Genomic DNA, 19752 nt, shown 5'->3' with positions numbered 1-19752 from the left:
TTAACCCTTTTTGTTTTAGGTTCGGTTCAACCAGTTTCTTAAGATTTGCTCGCCGTATTCCGTGATAAAGGATTCAGGGTGAAATTGTACGCTGAATAAGGGTAAATCTCGGTGCTGAACTGCCATTAAAATATGCTGATCGCAAAAGGCAGTGGCGACAAGCGGTGAGTTGGCGAGCGATTCTTGTGAAATTGCCCAAGAATGATACAGACCGATTTGGAATTGTTTGGGTAAGTCGGCAAGTAGCCGATTGGGTTTATCTTGAATGAGAAAACGTTGCTGCCCGTGCCGCACTTGACCAAGGTTATAGAGTTCGCCGCCAAAAAATTCACACAATGTTTGATGCCCAAGGCATACCCCTAATATAGATTTGGTCTGGTGATAGCGTTCCAACAAGGCAAATAGTTGGGGGTAAGCCCTCGGTACATCGGGGCCGGGTGAAATTAAAATATGGCTAAAGGCTTCTACTTTGTCTAAATCTAATTCGGCAACGGGAACGATTTCCATCGCTACGCCGATTTTGCGAATTAAATCGACCAAATTGAAGGTGAAAGAGTCATTATTATCAACAATCAGTAACATTTTCGGTCCGCTCCAACAGCGTCAGTACTTCATAATGTGCCGTATGGGGAAACATATCAAATAATTGGATTTTCTTGAGGGCGTAATGGCGGAGATAGGCAAAATCGTCCGCCATTGTTTGCGCATTGCAACTGGAGTAAAGCAGAAAGGGCGCTCCCAGTTGCTCCAAATAGCTTGCCAAGTGATTACCGATGCCCCGTCTTGGCGGATTGACAATCACTAAATCCGGTTTATCCGTTTGGTTAAGCGCAAATTGGGCAGAATCGAGTGAGGCAAACTTAACCTGTGAAAGCCCAAGCCGAGCGGCTGATTGGCTGGCACAGGCAATGGCAGCGGCTGAAATCTCAATTCCGGTTAATGCAATATGGGGGTATTTGGCTTGCAACGCTTTAGCGCAGTGTAAGCCAAAGCCGCCAACGCCGCAAAACAGATCCCAAAGGGTGTGGACCGGTAATGTTTCCACCCATTTTTGAGCCGTGGCATAAAGTTGTTCGGCAACAACGGGGTTAGTTTGAAAGAAACCTTGAGGGCGAATAAACAGCGGAATGCCGTTAAAATGTTCTTCGAGAGTTTGCCGCGCCGTCAAAAAGATCTCCCGCTCCCCCTCCAAAACAGCAGAATGATGCGGCTGAATATTCAAACTGACCACCGAGTTTTGTGGTAGTTGAGCGAGCAGCATTGGTAATTCCCGCTCGACAAGCGGTCGTTTCAGCTCACTTTTTAACACAAAGCGGAGCATTATGGATTGGTTGTGTCGGCTCTCGCTCAATAAAATATATTTGAGTTCGCCCCGCTTTTTTGCCACATTGTAAGGGACTAATCCGGCCCGCCCGATAAAGTGTTTTAAGATCGGGAACAGCGTTTGAAATGTGGGCGGATAGAGCGGGCAATCCGTCAGATCAACGGCACTTTGTGGATCGTTAGGGTCGGATAAAATGCCTAAAATCGGGCGTTCGACACTGCCGGATACCACCATTTTCGCTTTATTGCGGAAAGCGTTAATCGGCGAAACGACGGGAGGTAATACTTCCGTTTTTCCGTTTTGCAACATAAAGGGCGAAACTAACCGCGTGAGATCCGCCGATTTATCAATGAGTTGCCGGTCGTAGGTTTTTGTTAGCCATTGGCAAGAGCGGCAGTGGTTTTGCTCGAAATGCCGACAATTCAACATATTAGGCATTACGGGCTTTCCATTCCAACCAGTCGTTTTGTAAGCGGGCTAACCGTTGGTGCGCTTGCTGCCAGCGAGGGCTGGCTTGTAGCATTTGCCAAGTCAGTGATTTGCGCTTCATCAATTTATGGTGGCAGCTTTGTTGGGCGGCACTAGGCTGATATTTCAGTTTATCCAATACTTGTACGACACCGTTCGGCTCGTTGCAAAGCAATAGTAGATCGCAACCCGCTTGTAATGCTTTTTGGCTGCGTTCCACATAATCGCCCATAAAGTCGGCCCCTTTCATTCCCAAATCATCGGAGAAAATCACGCCGTTAAATTGCAACTGTTGGCGCAAAACGGTTTTGAGCCAATACGCCGAGCCGCTGGCGGGCTGATTATCACATTGAGTATAAATGACGTGAGCGGGCATAATTGCCGATAATTTGTTTTTGGCAATCAGTTGCTTAAAGGGTTGCAGATCGTGAGCGAAAATCGTCTCTTTATTGCGATCATCAAACGGTGTTTCGAGGTGGGAATCGGCTAACACGTTGCCGTGCCCCGGAAAATGTTTGCCGGTGGTTGCCATTCCGGTTTCAAGCATTCCGTCAATAAAGGCTTCGGCAATCGGCAGCATTGTGGAAAGTTCTGAGCCAAAAGCCCGATCGCCGATGGCTTTGCAGGAATGACCGAGATCAAGCACCGGCGCAAAGCTCAGATCAATATCCAAAGCAAACATTTCTGCTGCCATTAACCAGCCGGCTTCGTGAGCAAGTTGCTTTTGTTCGCTAATATCGGCATTAAGCATTTGGAAAGATTGCATTGCAGGCAGTTGGGTAAAGCCTTCACGGAAGCGTTGCACCCGCCCGCCCTCTTGATCGACCGTAATCAGTAACGGTTTTTTGATCTGTCGGCGTACGGATTGTATAAGCTCTTGAAGTTGGGCTTTGTCATGGAAATTGCGGCTGAATAAAATCAGTCCGGATACAAAGGGATGTGCCAGCATCTCTTTTTCTTCGGCGGTTAATTCATAACCGACTAAGTCGATCAATAACATAGAAGCTACCTTGTGGAAATCATTTATTGTGCTATTTTATAACGGTTTAATCTCATTTTGCGACTGTAAAAAGCGGTGCAAAATCTCGGCGGTAAATGTTTTACGCAAATAGAATCCCAAAGGCAGCGATTGGGTTTTTTCACCGAATTGATTGACTGCCTCAGCCCTTGAACGATTGTTTCTGCCTTTCGGGCGGAGCTGCATTACCTCGCCGAGCGTGGCATTAATTTCGTTTAGCCGCCCTAGCACAATCAATTCCATCAATTCTTCCCAGTCCTGCTGTAATTGCCGTTCTTGTTCTGGGGTAGGCGACCATAAAACCGGTTGCCCGATGCGCCGTGTGGCGAGAGGGATCGTGCGTGTGCCTTCTACCGGTATCCACAAAACCCGTTGTAACTTGTGGCGAACGTGTGAGGTTTGCCAAGTAATACCGTTATTTTGGGTTAAGGGAGCAAGGCTGACGAAGGTCGTTTCCAACGGCATTCCTTGGGTATCAACGGGTATCGTTTTTAATTCAATCTTTAAATGGGCAAAATCCTGTTCCGGCTTGCTGCCTGCTTTTGCACCGAGTGCCGTTTCAATCAAGTTTCCTACCCAGCCTTTATCCCGCTTAAGATCGCTCGGCACATTGATGTGCAGTTGCCGAGCAATCTCGCCCAGTGTAAAGCCCATTAACCATTGGGCTTTTTCAAGTAAGACACTTTCGGTAGCGGAGTAGGTGGCAAGTTGCATCATTTTAATTTGCGTGAAAATAAATGTGCCATTCTACTGGCTTTTATTCGGTTATTCTAGTTCGGATAATTTGAGCATTTCTTGCGCATTAGCTAATACGGCATCCGTAATGGTTGAACCGCCGAGTAATCTTGCCAAGGCTTTTACCCGTTCTTTTGGCGCTAAAAGTTGCATTTTTGTCTCCGTTTGATTATTTTCGACAAATTTAGACACATTAAAGTGATGATTACCGTGGCTGGCAACCTGTGGTAAGTGGGTTACGCATAACACTTGACATTTTTTGCCTAGTTTACGCAGTAGTTTGCCGACGACGGTTGCTGTCGGGCCGCTAATGCCGACATCAACTTCGTCAAAAATAATCGTTGGGGTAGAGCGTTTATTCGCAGTGAGCACTTGTACGGCGAGTGAAATACGAGACAGCTCACCGCCGGAGGCGATTTTGGCTAACGGTTGGGCATTTTGCCCGAGGTTACTGCGTAGATTAAACTCCACAAAATCAGACCCGTTGGGCGATAATTTTTCCGTATTATGCTGAATATCAATAAAGAATTCGCCGTTTTCCATTGCCAGTTGTTTGATTTGGCGGGTAACTTGTTGAGCCAGTTTTTGCCCTGCCGTTTGACGTTTAAGGTAAATTTGCTCGGCGAGTGCGACACAGGCTTGGTGTGCTGCTTGCTCGGCTTCAATTAACTGTTCCTCATTATCCTCAAATGCCAATAATGCGTCTAGCTCTTGCTGCAAGGTTTGGTGATGCTGCCATAAATCTTCTGCCGCCACTTGATGTTTGCGGGCAAGCTGCATTGTGGTGCTTAAACGTTCGTCAATCTCATTTAATAAAGCGGGATCTTGTTCAATATTGCCGGCAAGCTGGCTGATTTCGGAACTGGCTTCTTGCACTTGGATTAAGGCTTCGTTTAGCATTTCCAGCGCCGATTGATAGCGTTCATCCATTTCCGCCAACTCTTCCAAATCCCGAATGCTACGGAAAATCATTGAATCGACATTCAACTCGTTTTCGCTAAGGGTATCGACAACCGATTGAGATAGTGCCGTGAGCTGCTCCGCATTGGCGAGGCGGTTTTGATCTTCTTCCAGTTGTTCAAATTCCCCTTGCTTAATCGCAAATTCATCTAATTCATCAACCTGATATTGCAAAAGCTGCTTACGGGCTTCGTTCTCTTGGCATTGTTGGTGGAAATTTTTGACCTGCTTGTGCAAGGTTTTCCAGTGTGCGTATTGGGTTGCCATTTTGGCTAATAAAGCGTGATTGTCGGCATAATTATCGACCAACTCAAGCTGATAATCGCTTTTTAAGAGAAGTTGCGGGGCGTGCTGACCGTTGAGATGAATCAAATATTGCCCTAGCTCCCGCAGTTGAGAAATCGGCAATGGGTGGTTGTTTACAAAGGCTTTAGAACGTCCTTCAGTCGTGATCATTCGGCGTAAAATGCACTCTTGCGGATTGTCTTCATCTAATAATTCGTGTTGTTTGAGCCACAGATATGCCGGGCTGTCGGGCTGCATCAAAAAGGTGGCACTAATATCCGCCTTATCCGCACCGTTACGGATCATCGAACTTTCCGAGCGGTAGCCCAAACACAGTCCTAAAGCGTCAATCCCGATCGATTTCCCTGCGCCCGTTTCGCCGGTAATCACCGACATTCCTTCGTTTAAATCCAGCACTAAATGGCGGACAATTGCAAAATTATTGATAGTGAGTTGAGTCAGCATACACGATTTCCAGATAACAAAACTGTATGGATATATAGTAAATCTGTTTTATTATCCAGTAAATAGTTTTCAATCATTTTTTTGTAAAGATAACCAGTTATGTATTTTTATCCAAGATTGCATTGGCGCAGGCGTAGGCGGAAGACCATGCCCATTGGAAATTATAGCCCCCCAACCAGCCGGTAACATCCAGCACCTCGCCGATAAAATATAGCCCTTCAACCCCTTGTGCTTCCAATGTTTTTGATGAAATAAACCGCGTATCCACGCCGCCCATTGTTACTTCAGCGGTGCGATAACCTTCCGTGCCGTTCGGTAAAAATTGCCAGTGATGAATGAATTGCGTTAAAAAAGCGAGATCGGCTTTGCTAAGTTGGGCGATGATTTTGTCGGTCAGCCAGCGTTGCTCAAACCAGAGTTCGACTAATTTTTTCGGCAAATAGCGGCATAACACCGTTTTTAGCTGCAATTTTGGCGAGGATTGACGCAGTTCAAGCAAAATCTGTTCGATCGTCTCATCGGGCAATAGATCAATATCGAGAGTTTCGCCCGTTTCCCAATAGTTTGAAATTTGCAAGATTGCCGGTCCGGATAGCCCCCGATGTGTAAACAGCATTTGGTTATAAAAGGTTTTACCTTGATTCTGCACCCGCACGGGCAGTGAAATGCCGGATAAAGCAACAAAGGGCTTGTCGCTTTCTTTCCAGGTAAACGGCACGAGGCTGGCTCTGGGCGGAATCACGGGAATGCCGAACTGCTCGGCAATTTTATAACCAAAAGGGCTTGCGCCGAGTGCCGGCATTGATAAACCGCCGCTGGCAATCACTAACTGTTCGGCTTGATAGCGATGACAAGCGGTCTGAATTTGGAAAAAGTTTGCAAATTTTTCAACGGAAACGACCGCTTGCCGCAACTGAATATCAACCTTGCCTTTCTCGCATTCTGCCTGTAATAAATCGACAATCTGTTGGGCACTTTCATCGCAGAACAGTTGCCCTAACTCTTTTTCGTGATAGGCAATACCATAGCCGGCGACCAGTGCGATAAAATCCCAGTTAGTGTAACGGGCGAGGGCAGATTTGACAAAATGGCGGTTTTGGCAAATGTAGTGCTGGGGAGCAACCTCTAAATTAGTGAAATTACAAAAACCGCCTCCGGACATCAAAATTTTACGTCCGATTTTTTTGCCGTTATCCAGCACCAGTACCGATTTGCCGCCTTGCCCGAGCTGCGCTGCACAAAATAGCCCCGCAGCCCCCGCTCCGATGATGACTACATCGTATTTTTTCATTAGATTAGCCGATCCCTTTTTGTTAGAATTGTCAAAATTCCCTATTTTATACCGATTATGTCCAAATCGCTGCCCCCTATTTTCATCAATCTAATCTATGTGTTTGCGATTGGATTGAATATTGTGCTGCTGCGTTATTTTAGTTTACGGGTTGATGCGTTGAATAATAACGGCGTGCGGTTTTGTGTCGGTGCATTGGCACTGCTGATTTGGGTGTGGTTAAAATATCGGCACGATTTTACCCATTTTCGCCGTCAGCCCTTATTATTGGTTTACGCTTTCTGTGTCGGGCTGCTAATGTGCGTGAATATGTATTTTTGGTTGGAGGGCGCAGCATTAACCAATGCGGTAACCGCCTCAATTTCCAGTGTACTGGGAATGCCTTTCGGGATTTTGGTGGCGGGGATTTTCTTCCAAGATGAGCGACAGAAATTAAAACAGAAAACCTTTTGGATTGGCTGTGCGCTGACGTTATGCGGCGCATTGGGCTTTGTGTTGTACGGTAAAACAATGGCGGTGGGCGACCATTTTCTGCTCGGCGCATTTTTTCTGTTACTGTCTATTTTTATCCGCAACCTGCAAAATGTCATCGTTAAATTGGTGAATAAAAAACTCAGCGTGTTCAGTTTGAGCTTTATCACCTCGCTCACCACCGGCATTACCAGCTTGGCATTGAGCCAACAAACGGGCAAACTGGCGGAACTTTCCCAAATCTCCCTTTTCTTATTGGTGGGGCTAATGCTGATCGGCATTTATGCCATTGGGGTCGGAATGGTGCTGACGTTCGATATTATCCAAAAACAAGGTTTGGTAACGTACCAAATTTTAGAATTGATTATTCCGATTTCGACTGCCCTTATCGCTTATATTTTATTGTGCGAACAGATCGCCTTTAGCCAATTAATGTTTGCCGTGATGGTGATTATCGGGGCAAGCCTCGCCTTAAATTTATTTCCGCATTTTCATTTAAGGAAAAAGAATGACTGAGATTTTAAATCAACAAATTAGCCAACTGATTGCCGCCGAGCTGTCGGTCAATCCTTCGCAAATTTTAGCGGCGATCCGACTGCTTGACGAGGGCAATACGATTCCGTTTATCGCCCGCTACCGTAAAGAAGCGACCGGCGGTTTAGACGACACCCAACTACGCCATTTTGAAACCCGCCTCATTTATCTGCGGGAGCTGAACGACCGCCGCCAAACGATTCTCCATTCGATTGAGGAACAGGGCAAATTGACGGACGAACTCAAAGCCAAAATTGAGCAGACCCAAAGTAAAACCGAGCTGGAAGATCTCTATTTACCCTACAAACCGAAACGCCGCACCCGTGGGCAAATTGCGATTGAAGCCGGGCTTGAACCTTTGGCGGACAGCCTTTGGAATGACCCAAGCCAAGTGCCTGAAACAGTGGCGGAGGGCTACCTTAACGCCGAAAATGGTGTAGAAGATGTCAAAGCCGCTTTGGACGGCGCGCGCTATATTTTAATGGAACGTTTCGCTGAAGATGCGGCACTGATTGCAAAATTACGCCAGTATCTGACCGCTTACGCGACTTTGGAATCGACGTTAATTGAGGGCAAAGCCGAAGAAGGCGAAAAATTTCGGGATTATTTTGCCCATAGCGAACCCTTTAAATCCGTTCCGTCCCACCGTGCTTTAGCGATGTTTCGCGGGCGGAATGAAGGGATTTTATCGTTAAGCCTCAATGCCGATCCGGAGGCGGAAGAGGGCAGCCGCACTAGCTATTGTGAAGAGATTATCCGCCAACATTTGGGCGTACAACCGGCACAGCAGCCGGCGGATCACTGGCGTAGTCAGGTGGTGAGTTGGACGTGGAAAATCAAATTATCTCTCCACTTGGAAACGGAATTAATGGCAACCCTACGGGAAAAAGCCGAGCAAGAGGCGATATATGTTTTCGCTCGGAATTTATCGGCGTTGTTGATGGCAGCGCCAGCAGGGGCAAGAAATACAATGGGGTTGGATCCCGGTTTGCGTACCGGTGTGAAAGTGGCGGTGGTGGACGATACCGGCAAACTGCTTGATACGGCGACCATTTACCCGCACACCACCGATCCGGTACGGGCGGGGCAAATATTATATGCACTCGGTAAAAAGCATCAGGTTGATCTGATCGCCATCGGCAACGGCACGGCATCGCGCGAAACGGAACGTTTTGCCAAAGAGGTGATTAAACAAGCACGGGATTGGCAGCCGCAAACGGTGGTCGTGAGTGAGGCAGGGGCATCGGTCTATTCCGCCTCCGAGCTGGCGGCAAATGAATTTCCGGATCTTGATGTCTCTTTGCGTGGTGCAGTGTCGATTGCCCGCCGCTTGCAAGATCCGCTTGCAGAATTGGTTAAAATTGAACCAAAAGCGATTGGGGTCGGGCAGTATCAGCACGATGTCAATCAAACCCAACTGGCACGAAAATTAGATGCGGTCGTGGAGGATTGTGTGAATGCCGTTGGCGTGGACTTGAACACCGCCTCTGCACCGTTGCTCGCCCAAGTTGCCGGAATGAACAAAACTTTAGCGCAAAATATTATTGCCTATCGTGATGAACACGGGCGTTTTAACAGCCGAGCCGAGCTGAAAAAAGTGCCTCGCCTAGGGCCGAAAGCCTTTGAACAGTGTGCGGGCTTTATGCGGATTTTGGGCGGAAAGAACCCGCTTGATGCTTCCAGCGTTCACCCTGAAGCCTATCCGGTGGTGGAGCGTATTTTAAACGCTACCCAATTTAGCCTCGCCGATTTAATGGGAAACGCTACTCAAATTCAGCAACTGAATGCGAAAGATTTTGTGGACGACACCTTTGGTTTACCGACAGTGAATGATATTTTTAAAGAGTTGGAAAAACCGGGGCGTGATCCTCGTGGCGAATTTAAAACAGCCACTTTTATGGACGGCGTAGAAGAGATCAGCGATTTAAAAGCGGGAATGATTTTGGAAGGGACGATTACCAATGTAACGAACTTTGGGGCATTTGTCTATATTGGCGTGCATCAAGACGGTTTGGTGCATATCTCAATGTTGTCTAACCGCTTTGTTGATGACCCGCATCAAGTGGTGAAAACCGGTGATGTCGTGAAAGTCAAAGTGCTGGAAGTTGATGTTGTGCGTAAACGGATCGCCCTGACAATGCGGTTGGACGATCTGCCGACTGACAAAAATGCAAATACCGATCGTATTCGCAAACATTCACCGAAATCCGACCGCTTGCCACGCCAGACCGTTGCTAATAACGCCTTTGCCGATGCGTTAAAAGGCTGGAAAAAATAGCAGCGTAGCTAGAGAGAAACAAGGGAATAATGTGTCGGCATTATTCCCTTTGGCATATAAGACCTACAACGTGCTATGATCTCCCCATTTGAATAACGGACGACACAATGGACAGAATAGATAATTACGAACAACGTTTCGGCGGTATCGGGCGGCTTTACACACCGGAGGGGCTGGCGAAATTACGCCGTGCGCACGTTTGTGTGATCGGAATTGGCGGCGTTGGTTCTTGGGCGGTAGAAGCCTTGGCTCGCTCGGGTATCGGGCGGCTGACGTTGATTGATATGGACGATATTTGTGTAACCAATATTAACCGCCAAATTCACGCAATGTCCGGTAATATCGGGCAACTTAAAACAGAGGTGATGAAATCGCGTATTGCCTTGATTAATCCTGAATGTGAAGTGGCAATTATTGATGATTTTCTCACCCAAGAAAATTTAGCCGATTATGTGCTGAAAGAGTACGATTATGTGATTGATGCAATTGATAATGTGCGGGTTAAGGCTGCGCTTATCGCCTTTTGCAAGCGACACAAAATTAAGCTGATTACCACGGGCGGCGCAGGCGGGCAGACCGACCCGACCCAAATTCAAATTACCGATTTAAGCAAAACCATTCAAGATCCGCTGGCAGCGAAAGTACGCAGTTTACTGCGTAAAGACTACGGGTTTAGCCGTAATCCGCAGCGAAAATTCGGGGTAGAGTGTGTGTTTTCCACCCAACCGCTGATTTTCCCGAAAATGAGCGAAGGCTGTGAAATATCCGCCACAATGAACTGTGCCAACGGCTTTGGCGCAGCGACAATGGTAACGGCAACCTTCGGTTTTTTTGCCGTGAGCCGAGTGATTGAAAAATTACTGAAAGGGTAATCTTTCAATATCAATAATGAAATGCGTTAATGGTGGAATTTTTATAAAAAATAAATAGCTTAAATTAAAACGTAGTCTTTTTATGGTAATAAAATTATTGTGATTTGAATTTTATCATTTTGTACGAAGTTATTGAGTAGAAGATTTTTTAAGTAGCTCGATAATTTGTTGCAGCATTGCGATTTCTTTTTTCTGCATTTCAATAACTTCTTCTTTATGGGATAATTCTTGTTTTAGATTTTTAATTTCAAACGCAATTTCTTGGGAAGAACCCATTATATTTAAACTATTACTGACAACGCTTTCCTGAAAAAACATCACATTTCGCTCACCTATCGAAATAAGTTCCAGCATATCCATATCTAATATATTCGCAATTTGTTCTAGCCGTTCCGTATTTATTTTGCTTTCACCTCTTTCTATTTTTGAGTAGCCGTTAGTGGACATATTCAATTTACTTGCCATTTCTTCTTGCGACCAATTTTTTGTTTCTCGCAAATGGCGGATTTTTTCGTTTATTTTCATTTTTACCAACAATTAAGACATTACCCCAACTAAAAGGGGAGAAAAAACAACAGTGGGTTGATTGTAACATAAACTCAAGTCAGATGATAATAGCCAAAAAATTACCCACTAATTTGGAGTTACTATGCAAATAAAAAAATCCCTTTATGCTTCGATATTACTTGGTTTAAGTATGTTCTCGCAAGCAAAAATTTTTGAGGCGTCTGGTGTAGGTAATACACCTGAATTAGCTAAAAAAGATGCAGTGGCAAATGCGATTAAATTTAGCGTTGGAGAAACAATCGTCAGTAAAGAAGAATTAAATAACGAGCAATTTACACAGAGAATAGTCGGTTATTCTGACGGATATGTAAAAAATATCGAGATTATATCGAATATCCGTTTACCTAATGGGGGCTATGAAGCATCCGTAAAAGTAGATATTGAGAGCCAAAAGCTGATAGGCACATTAAAAGAAATGAATGTTGCGGTACTTGAAAATGCAATTGATAATACAAGTTTAATGGAAGCAATAGCTCATTTTGAAAAAAAAGAGGCGAATGAAAAGTCTAAGGATGATTATAAATCGCTTGCAGAAGAATTATTATTAAAGCCAATTCAGGAAGGTAAAAAAATTATTGATATTGAAATTGTTGAAAAATTAAAACCACTTAAGCCGGAAGAGAATTCTGATTTATTTCCTTTTGAATTTTCTGCGAGTGTTGGTGTAAATCAATCCTATATTGAAGGACTTAAAAAACTATTAGATATAAACCAATCTAAAAATAGCGCTGAAGTAAGAGAACTATCAGATATGAATTCTAAAAAGCAATTAAATATATTTTATATTTCTGATGAGAAGCGTAGTATTTTAAGTCGTGTACTTTATAAGGTTAAAAATTTGCTCACGGAAGGAGTTAGGGTGGAAAGTGACAAGCGGATTCTAGTAAGTTTAATTAATAAAGATGGAAGTAAAACTCAATTGTATGATAGAAAAGTATATAACGATAGTTATTATGAAATAGGCGCTTATGATTCAATATTGCTTCTGTATCTTCCTCATATTACTTCGATGGGTGGACAATATTATTTTTATTCTAAGAAAAATAATGTAAAAATTAAGCTCTATTTAACTAAAGCTGATCTGTTAAATTTAAAAGATATAGAACTAACGTATTAAATGATGAATTTATTTTTAATGAGGAAATCAGAATGAAAAAAATCTTATTTAGTTTAAGTGCGGTTTACTTATCTCTCTTTTCACCAATTACTTCTGCACAGCAAGAGCCTGTTCCCCAGATAAAAAATGAGGCTGAACAATCTGAAGTAGTTGAAATTGTTGATAGTGTAACGGGAGTAAGCTATGAAGTAGATGAAAATGGAGAATTTGCAAGAATTCGAGCAACAGGCGAAGCTGAGCTTGAATTTGGTGATCGCAAAGATATTCGTATGGCAACCCAAAAAGCGACGCTAAGAGCAAAAGCAAATATTGCTAAATTCCTTTCAGAGCGTGTAACCAGCGAAGAGGTGATAGACAATGTCGAAAACGTTGTAACTAAAACGGAGAATGCAGACAATGTAGCGACTAAAATGGAAAATGGAGAAAATATAACAACTAAGACAGAAAATGGTAACAAAAGCGCGAATCGGGAAGTGATATTGAGCTATTTAGAAAAAATTCATAATTCTGCAGAGGCGCTATTAAAAGGTGTTATTGCGACTAAAACAGATATAAATAAAGATGAAAAATATGTTCAAATAGAACTGGGCATTAGTAAGAAAACAATGGCAGCAGCCGATACCTTAAAAAAGGAATTGCGTACAGACGTGACTGAAAAAAAATGCTATAAGTAACGGAATACCGATTGAATCAAATGGTGGTGGACGTGAAATTAAGAAATCTAAAAACTACGATAATTTCTAACGTTATAGGCATAATCTCTTTTTTAAGTATTATGCCGGCAGTTGCTAATTCATTTGGTGTTTCTTTAAAAAAAGAGAATGGCAAAATGGTTTATTTTATTGAAACAAAATTGGACACCATAAATAGATCGAGAGATAGCCGAGTAGCACCGATATATGCAAAATCACAATTACTTAAGTATTTAAAAAATAAGCATTCATTTGCTTCTGTTGATTTAAAACATTTTACTTTATTAAAAGTAGAAAAGCATAATGGATATTCAGTCTTTATTTTTAAAGTAAATAAAAGTAATGTGGTTTTTAAAGAGTTGGCAGCCGATAAATAAGAATTTATCATTTTAGGTTAATAAGTAAACGGTGGCTTTTGCAGATTTTATGGCAAAAGCCACCGCTTGTTTTTTATAACCCTATAAAGAACGACATCAAAATCGGTACGGCAAGGTTAATAATAAAACCAAAACTGATTGCCAGTGGTACAACTTGAATGCCGCCGGATTTTTGGATAATCGGCAAGGTTGCATCTAATGAGGTTGCGCCGCCTAAGCCGACGGCTGTCGAGGGATATTGCCGCATAAAAAACGGAATGGCGAACAGGCAGAAGATTTCTCGGAACAGATCGTTGAAAAAGGCGATGCTGCCGTACATTGCCCCCCACGCATCGTTGATCAGTACGCTAGAGAGGGAATACCAGCCGAAACCGGCGGTGAGCGCAAGGGATTTGACGAGCGGTAATGCCAGCACATAGGCTGCAATCACGCCACCGATTAAGCCGCTGACGATAAAAATCAGTGAGGTAATAAGCCCCCGTTTATTCAGAAACACCTCTTTCAGCGGAATACCGCTGCTGCGTAGCTGAATGCCGACACAGAAAATCATCACCACTAACACATAAGTGCTGGAATAGAGCGGGAAATCAACCACGCCTTTGGTGAAAAAGCCGATAATCCCCCCAATCAACACCGCAAAACAGAGCTGTAACGATTCGCATAAAACTTTTCGGCGGGACGGCAATGCTTCGGCGTGATGGGTTTGGCGGGGAATTGGGGCATATTTGTCAAACATCGCTAATGCCAAAATATTGCTGCCGTGCAAAATGCAAGCCAAACCGAAGGCGGTTGCGCCGATTTGCGGCAGCTTAGTTGCCAATTCGTCCAGTTGCCCAAGGGAAATTCCCATTATCAATAAAATCAGATAAAGGCAGTAAAGGCTGATGCGGTTGATCCAATGTAGAATGCCGGTGTGTTTGATGACCAGCAGGTAGCCCAAAAATAGCGGGGCAAATGCAATCAGTAAGCCGTAAATCATAATCCTCTCCCTTTTTATTATTGTTGCCGAAATTCTAACCGTTATAAAATGAAATTAAACTGTTTTTATATACAGTTTAATTTGTTATACTGCAAGCGGTCAGTTTCTTTCGGAGAATTGCAAATGGGCGGTCGAGTACGAAAAATCATTCATATTGATATGGATTGTTTTTACGCCTCCGTTGAAATGCGTGAAAATCCGGCGTTAGTCGGTAAACCGCTGGCTGTTGGCGGCAAAGCGAACCAACGAGGCGTGTTGGCAACCTGTAATTATGAAGCCAGAAAATTCGGGCTACATAGTGCAATGGCAACAGCGCAAGCGGTAAAATTATGCCCAAATCTTATTTTGTTGCCGGTAAATATGCCGCTGTATAAACAGGTGTCGGCACAAATTCACCATATTTTCCGCCGTTATACCGAGATTATCGAACCGCTTTCGCTGGACGAAGCCTATCTTGATGTAACCGATTGCGAGCAGTGCGCCGGTTCGGCAACTTGGATTGCACAGGAAATCCGAACAGCCATTTGGCAGGAATTGCATCTGACCTCCTCTGCCGGCGTTGCACCGCTCAAATTCCTCGCCAAAATTGCCTCCGAGCAAAATAAACCGAACGGGCAGTTTGTGATTACGCCCGAACAAGTGTCGGCATTTATTGAAAGGTTGCCACTCAAGAAAATTCCGGGGGTAGGCAAAGTTACTAATGAAAAGCTGGCACAAATGGGGTTTTCCACTTGCGGCGATATTCAGCAATCCAATCCGCATTTTATCTATCAGCATTTCGGTAAATTGGGGCAGCGGTTGTGGGATTTTTGCCACGGGGTCGATCCTTGTTTGGTGGAAGCAAATCGCCTGCGTAAATCCATTGCCGTTGAAAATACCTTGCTATCGGATATTGCCGACTTTGAGCAGGCGAAAGCGATTGTCGCCGATCATTTTGAGCAGTTGGTGCGGCGTTTGCAAAAAAATGAGCCGAACCGACCGCTTGCCAGCTATCAAAAGCTCAGTATTAAACTGAAATTTGACGATTTTAGCCAAACGACCCTCGAAAGAACGATGAGCGGGGTAACATTGCCGGCATTTTTCGATTTATTGGCTCAAATTTGGCCTCGCCGACAAAACCGGAAAATCCGGCTGATTGGGCTAAGTGTACACATTCCGGCAGAAAAAGTCATAAAACAGTTAAATTTATGGGAATAATTGTTGTCAAAATCTTGAATTTTTGTGGGATTGTCCCTATTTTGCTGACTCGGTTTTGACCGAATTTGATGAATTTAACTCGATTGGAGAATTATCTATTATGATGCGGATTGCACTTTTCCTCGCAACCAACTTTGCCGTAATGATTGTGTTGGGCATTATTCTAAACGTAACCGGCATTGCGGGTAACAGTACCGGCGGCATTTTAATTATGGCGTTGTTGTTTGGCTTTGCGGGATCGTTAATTTCCCTGTTCTTATCTAAAAAAATGGCGTTAAGCTCGGTCGGCGCAGAAATTATTACCGAGCCACGCAATAATGCGGAACGTTGGTTGGTTGAAACGGTGAAGCGTCAATCTCAACAAGCGGGTATTCCAATGCCGGATGTCGCGATTTACCATTCCCAAGATGTCAATGCGTTTGCCACAGGTGCAACGAAAAGCAATTCTTTGGTGGCGGTGAGTACCGGCTTGCTCAATACGATGACCCAAGACGAAGCGGAAGCGGTGGTTGCCCACGAAGTCGCACACATTGCCAACGGAGATATGGTAACAATGACCCTATTGCAAGGGGTGTTGAATACCTTTGTGATCTTCTTATCCCGAATGATTGCAACGGCGGTATCAAGCACCCGTAACGATAATGGTGAAGAAAGCCAAAGCGGCGGCATTTATTTCCTCGTCTCAATGGTGTTGGAGATTATTTTCGGTGTGTTAGCGACAATGATTGCAATGTGGTTCTCCCGCTATCGTGAATTTAGAGCGGACGCCGGTTCTGCCCAATTGGTCGGTAAAGAGAAAATGATCGCCGCTCTGCAACGTTTACAGCGAGTACACGAGCCGCAAGAATTAGAAGGCTCACTGAATGCGATGATGATTAACGGCAAACGTAAAGAACTCTTTATGAGCCACCCGCCGTTAGAAAAACGCATTGAAGCGTTAAGAAATCTATAATTAAATTGAAAAGCCATTGGTATGACCAATGGCTTTTTGACGTTAAACCGCCTTAAACAGCGTTTTTGGTATGGTAGCCGGATAATTGCGGATTAAATCACTTTAACATTGAGGGCGGATGCGCCACGATCAGATTGCTGCATTTCAAACTCAACTTTATCGCCATCTTTGAGATTGCGGTAGCTGCTTTCGCTAATGATTGCAGAAAAATGCACAAATACATCATCGCCGCCTTGTTCAGGTGCAATGAAACCAAATCCTTTTACAGAATTAAACCACTTAACAGTGCCGATTAACTTTGACATAAGTTATCCTTTATAAATTAAAACAAAGGTGGCGACTATTTCACCACCGATTTGAATTAGACCATTTATGTTGATTGAACGCAAATTAAATTTTAAGAAATTTTACAAAAGTCGGCGTTTTATCGTTGTCTAACGCCGTTGAGGCTATGGACGAAATCCGCCAAATCAAATATAGTAACGACTATTTTTGTAAACCTGTCTCCAGTTATTTATCAATGGAAAACACTATGTCTGAACAACTTGAAGTACAACAATCAAATCAAAAAAACAGCCTTTCAACGAAAGAAGTGATTGCCTATCTCTGTGAAAAATTTCCGCTCTGTTTTGTGGCGGAAGGGGAAGCGAAACCGTTAAAAATCGGGCTTTTCCAAGATTTAGCCGAAGCGTTGGCAGCCGATGAGAAAGTCAGTAAAACCGCCCTTCGTCAAGCTCTGCGGACTTATACGCTGGGTTGGCGTTATTTACACGCCTGTCGTGAAGGGGCGACGCGTGTGGATCTTTTAGGGAATGAAGCCGGTGTAGTAGATGCCCAACAAGCCGAGCACGCCGCAACGTCGTTAGCCGAAGCGAAAGCCGCATACGCAGAACGTCGCGCTCAAGAGATGAAAGAGAAACGCAAAGCAGAGCGTAAAGCGTTTTTTAAACAAAAAGCGCGTGATGAGAATGCAAAAAAACGGGCGGAATCAAGAAAACACGCCGATGCACCAAAAGCATCGTCAGAGAGTTTAGCCGCATTGGAGAGTAAATTCGGTAAAGGCAGAAAATAGTTTTCCGAGTGAAAGCAGGAATGTTTATGAAACAGTATCAATTAAAGATGGTTAGCACGTTGATGGTTGGGCTTTTTTCGGCAATAAATGTAGTTGCGGTCGAGCCAACGATTAAAGCGAGCGAGCTAATTCTTCCCAAACCCACCCCTCAACACAGCTTATCGGCAAAGCGTGTTACCGCACGTTTAACCCAATCGCACTATCATAAATTCATCTTAGACGATGCCTTTGCCGGCAAGATTTTTGATCGTTATATTGATTGGCTTGACGGCGCGCATAATACCTTTTTAGCCTCCGATGTCGAGGAAATGCGGGCGAAATATGCCACAAAATTAGATGATGAACTTTATGAAGGCAAACTGGACAGTGCCTTTGAGATTTATGATCTGATGACCAAACGCCGCTATGAACGTTATAAATATGCGTTATCGCTTTTGGATCACGAACCGGATTTAAAAGGCGATGATCAGATTGAAAATGATCGTGAAAAAGCGCCTTTCCCTCAAACCCTCGAAGAAGCGAACACATTATGGGAACAGCGGGTTAAAAATGACATTATCAGCCTTTATCTAAAAGATAAAAAATGGCCGGAAATCAAAAAGACGCTCGTTAAACGCTATAACCTAGCGATTAAACGCCTGACTCAAAATAAAGCGGACGATATTTTACAAACCTATTTGAACGCCTTTGCCCGTGAAATCGATCCGCACACCAGTTATCTTTCACCGCGTGCGGCAAAACGTTTCCAAGAAAGTATGAACCTTTCCCTTGAAGGCATTGGGGCAACTTTAACAATGGAAGATGATGTAACGGTGATTAAATCATTAGTGCCGGGCGCACCGGCGGCCCGTAGCAAAAAAATTCGGGTAAACGATAAAATTATCGGGGTCGGGCAGTCTGCTAATAAAATTGAAGATGTGGTCGGTTGGCGTTTAGATGATATTATCGACAAAATCAAAGGTAAAAAAGGCACAAAAGTTTATCTCGAAATCGAACCGGAAAAAGGCGGTAAAAGTAAAATTGTAACATTGGTGCGGGATAAAATCCGTCTTGAAGACAGTGCCGCAAAATTAACGGTAACGAAAACCGAGGGTAAAAATATCGCCGTTATCAAAATTCCGGGCTTCTATATTGGCTTGACCGATGATGTGCGTAAATTACTGAAAGAAATGAAGACCAAAAAAGCAGACGGTCTGATTATTGATTTGCGTGAAAACGGCGGCGGTTCATTAACGGAAGTGATTGAATTAGTCGGGCTCTTTATTAAAGAAGGGCCGGTAGTGCAAGTGCGTGATGCCTTTAACCGCATTAAAGTTCACGAAGATCCGGATAATAGCGTGCAATATGACGGCAACATTATGGTGATGATTAACCGCCATAGTGCATCGGCTTCAGAGATTTTCGCAGCGGCGATGCAGGATTATAATCGAGCGATTATTGTCGGGCAGCAAACGTTCGGGAAAGGTACGGTACAACAGAGCCGCTCTTTGAATTTCGTGTATGATTTAGACAGAGAGCCGCTCGGTTCTATTCAATATACCATTCAAAAATTCTACCGGATTAACGGTGGTAGTACCCAGTTAAAAGGGGTGGAGGCAGATATTCGTTTCCCTGAAATTATCAATGCGGAGAAAACCGGCGAAAGTTTTGAAGATAATGCGCTACCTTGGGATAAAATTCCGGCGGCAAATTATAAAGAACTCGGGCAAGCTCGTAACGCAGTGGCGGCACTCACGGAAAAACATCAGCAGCGGATTGCTAAAGATCCGGAGTTTATTGTTTTAAATGAGGATATCAGCATTCGTAAAGCGCGTGATGAGCGTAAATTTACCTCGCTGAATTTAAAAGCACGTTTAGCGGAAAATAAAGCCGATGATGCCAAGCGGTTGAAAGATCTCAATGCCCGCTTTAAACGGGAAGGTAAAAAGCCGTTGAAAGATTTGGATCAGCTACCGAAAGACTATGAAGCACCGGATTTCTTCCTCAAAGAAACGGAAAAAATGATGGTCGATTGGTTAGAAATTGATAAAAAATAATAAAATCGTATATAATGCGACATTTTGCAGACCGCAACAAGCGGTCTGTTTTATTAAAAATA

General features: G+C 43.9%; 19 protein-coding genes. 10 read left to right on the top strand and 9 right to left on the bottom strand.

The window, feature by feature from the left end:
- Positions 1-15 precede the first annotated feature (15 nt).
- The 6 genes from E4T80_RS00745 to E4T80_RS00720 all read right to left on the bottom strand — a co-directional run bounded on the left by E4T80_RS00745 (position 16) and on the right by E4T80_RS00720 (position 6546).
- Positions 16-582, bottom strand: coding sequence for an anthranilate synthase component II (locus E4T80_RS00745; protein ID WP_135054062.1), 567 nt, complete (start codon positions 580-582; stop codon positions 16-18).
- A complete protein-coding gene (gene rlmC, locus E4T80_RS00740; protein WP_135054060.1) occupies positions 566-1762 on the bottom strand; it encodes a 23S rRNA (uracil(747)-C(5))-methyltransferase RlmC in 1197 nt (398 codons plus the stop codon). The genes E4T80_RS00745 and rlmC overlap by 17 nt, the downstream gene beginning before the upstream one ends.
- On the bottom strand, positions 1755-2792 hold the full coding sequence (gene nagZ, locus E4T80_RS00735) for a beta-N-acetylhexosaminidase (RefSeq protein ID WP_135054058.1): 1038 nt from the start codon (positions 2790-2792) through the stop codon (positions 1755-1757). The genes rlmC and nagZ overlap by 8 nt, the downstream gene beginning before the upstream one ends.
- A 36-nt stretch (positions 2793-2828) precedes the next feature.
- Positions 2829-3524 (bottom strand): DNA mismatch repair endonuclease MutH, encoded by a 696-nt coding sequence (gene mutH / locus E4T80_RS00730; RefSeq protein ID WP_135054088.1) that lies wholly within the window; start codon positions 3522-3524, stop codon positions 2829-2831.
- A gap of 51 nt (positions 3525-3575) precedes the next feature.
- Complete coding sequence (gene recN, locus E4T80_RS00725) at positions 3576-5255, bottom strand: DNA repair protein RecN (protein ID WP_135054056.1); 1680 nt, start codon at positions 5253-5255, stop codon at positions 3576-3578.
- Positions 5256-5352: 97 nt separating this feature from the next.
- Positions 5353-6546 carry a BaiN/RdsA family NAD(P)/FAD-dependent oxidoreductase gene (locus E4T80_RS00720; protein ID WP_135054054.1) on the bottom strand — a complete coding sequence of 398 codons (1194 nt, stop codon included), beginning with the start codon at positions 6544-6546 and terminating at the stop codon, positions 5353-5355.
- Positions 6547-6603: 57 nt separating this feature from the next.
- On the opposite strand from E4T80_RS00720, the gene E4T80_RS00715 reads away from it, so the two are divergent.
- The 3 genes from E4T80_RS00715 (at position 6604) to tcdA (ending at position 10701) form a co-directional block, all read left to right on the top strand.
- Positions 6604-7533 (top strand): DMT family transporter, encoded by a 930-nt coding sequence (locus E4T80_RS00715; protein WP_135054052.1) that lies wholly within the window; start codon positions 6604-6606, stop codon positions 7531-7533.
- Positions 7526-9829, top strand: a complete 2304-nt coding sequence (locus tag E4T80_RS00710) for a Tex family protein (RefSeq protein ID WP_135054050.1) — start codon at positions 7526-7528, stop codon at positions 9827-9829. Before E4T80_RS00715 ends, E4T80_RS00710 begins: the two co-directional genes overlap by 8 nt.
- A gap of 107 nt (positions 9830-9936) precedes the next feature.
- Positions 9937-10701, top strand: a complete 765-nt coding sequence (gene tcdA, locus E4T80_RS00705; RefSeq protein WP_135054048.1) for a tRNA cyclic N6-threonylcarbamoyladenosine(37) synthase TcdA — start codon at positions 9937-9939, stop codon at positions 10699-10701.
- Positions 10702-10830: 129 nt separating this feature from the next.
- Here the strand turns inward: tcdA and E4T80_RS00700 are convergent, their stop codons facing one another.
- A complete protein-coding gene (locus E4T80_RS00700; protein WP_047975929.1) occupies positions 10831-11226 on the bottom strand; it encodes a helix-turn-helix domain-containing protein in 396 nt (131 codons plus the stop codon).
- A gap of 124 nt (positions 11227-11350) precedes the next feature.
- Between E4T80_RS00700 and E4T80_RS00695 the strand changes: the two genes are divergently transcribed.
- The 3 genes from E4T80_RS00695 to E4T80_RS00685 are packed head-to-tail and all read left to right on the top strand — an operon-like array spanning position 11351 to position 13454.
- Positions 11351-12385: a penta-EF hand family protein gene (locus E4T80_RS00695; RefSeq protein WP_135054046.1), complete on the top strand. Its 1035-nt coding sequence runs from the start codon at positions 11351-11353 to the stop codon at positions 12383-12385.
- Between the two features lie 32 nt (positions 12386-12417).
- Entirely contained in the window at positions 12418-13059 is a 642-nt protein-coding gene (locus E4T80_RS00690; RefSeq protein ID WP_135054044.1) for a hypothetical protein, read from the top strand.
- A gap of 11 nt (positions 13060-13070) precedes the next feature.
- Positions 13071-13454: a hypothetical protein gene (locus tag E4T80_RS00685; protein WP_135054042.1), complete on the top strand. Its 384-nt coding sequence runs from the start codon at positions 13071-13073 to the stop codon at positions 13452-13454.
- A gap of 73 nt (positions 13455-13527) precedes the next feature.
- Here the strand turns inward: E4T80_RS00685 and E4T80_RS00680 are convergent, their stop codons facing one another.
- On the bottom strand, positions 13528-14433 hold the full coding sequence (locus E4T80_RS00680; protein ID WP_135054040.1) for a lysine exporter LysO family protein: 906 nt from the start codon (positions 14431-14433) through the stop codon (positions 13528-13530).
- A gap of 123 nt (positions 14434-14556) precedes the next feature.
- Between E4T80_RS00680 and dinB the strand changes: the two genes are divergently transcribed.
- Positions 14557-15630, top strand: coding sequence for a DNA polymerase IV (gene dinB, locus E4T80_RS00675; RefSeq protein ID WP_135054038.1), 1074 nt, complete (start codon positions 14557-14559; stop codon positions 15628-15630).
- 97 nt (positions 15631-15727) lie between these two features.
- Positions 15728-16582, top strand: coding sequence for a protease HtpX (htpX, locus tag E4T80_RS00670; RefSeq protein ID WP_167740676.1), 855 nt, complete (start codon positions 15728-15730; stop codon positions 16580-16582).
- A 92-nt stretch (positions 16583-16674) separates the two neighbouring features.
- Here the strand turns inward: htpX and E4T80_RS00665 are convergent, their stop codons facing one another.
- Positions 16675-16887, bottom strand: coding sequence for a cold-shock protein (locus E4T80_RS00665; protein WP_047975936.1), 213 nt, complete (start codon positions 16885-16887; stop codon positions 16675-16677).
- 227 nt (positions 16888-17114) lie between these two features.
- On the opposite strand from E4T80_RS00665, the gene proQ reads away from it, so the two are divergent.
- Positions 17115-17654 carry an RNA chaperone ProQ gene (gene proQ, locus E4T80_RS00660; protein WP_135054036.1) on the top strand — a complete coding sequence of 180 codons (540 nt, stop codon included), beginning with the start codon at positions 17115-17117 and terminating at the stop codon, positions 17652-17654.
- A gap of 47 nt (positions 17655-17701) precedes the next feature.
- On the top strand, positions 17702-19690 hold the full coding sequence (prc, locus tag E4T80_RS00655) for a carboxy terminal-processing peptidase (protein ID WP_228064855.1): 1989 nt from the start codon (positions 17702-17704) through the stop codon (positions 19688-19690).
- Positions 19691-19752 lie beyond the last annotated feature (62 nt).

This window comes from Muribacter muris (genome assembly GCF_004569585.1).
GTDB classification, from domain to species: Bacteria; Pseudomonadota; Gammaproteobacteria; order Enterobacterales; family Pasteurellaceae; genus Muribacter; species Muribacter muris.
Note: the sequence above shows the minus strand (reverse complement) of the source record. Positions and strands in the feature narration are given on the sequence as shown.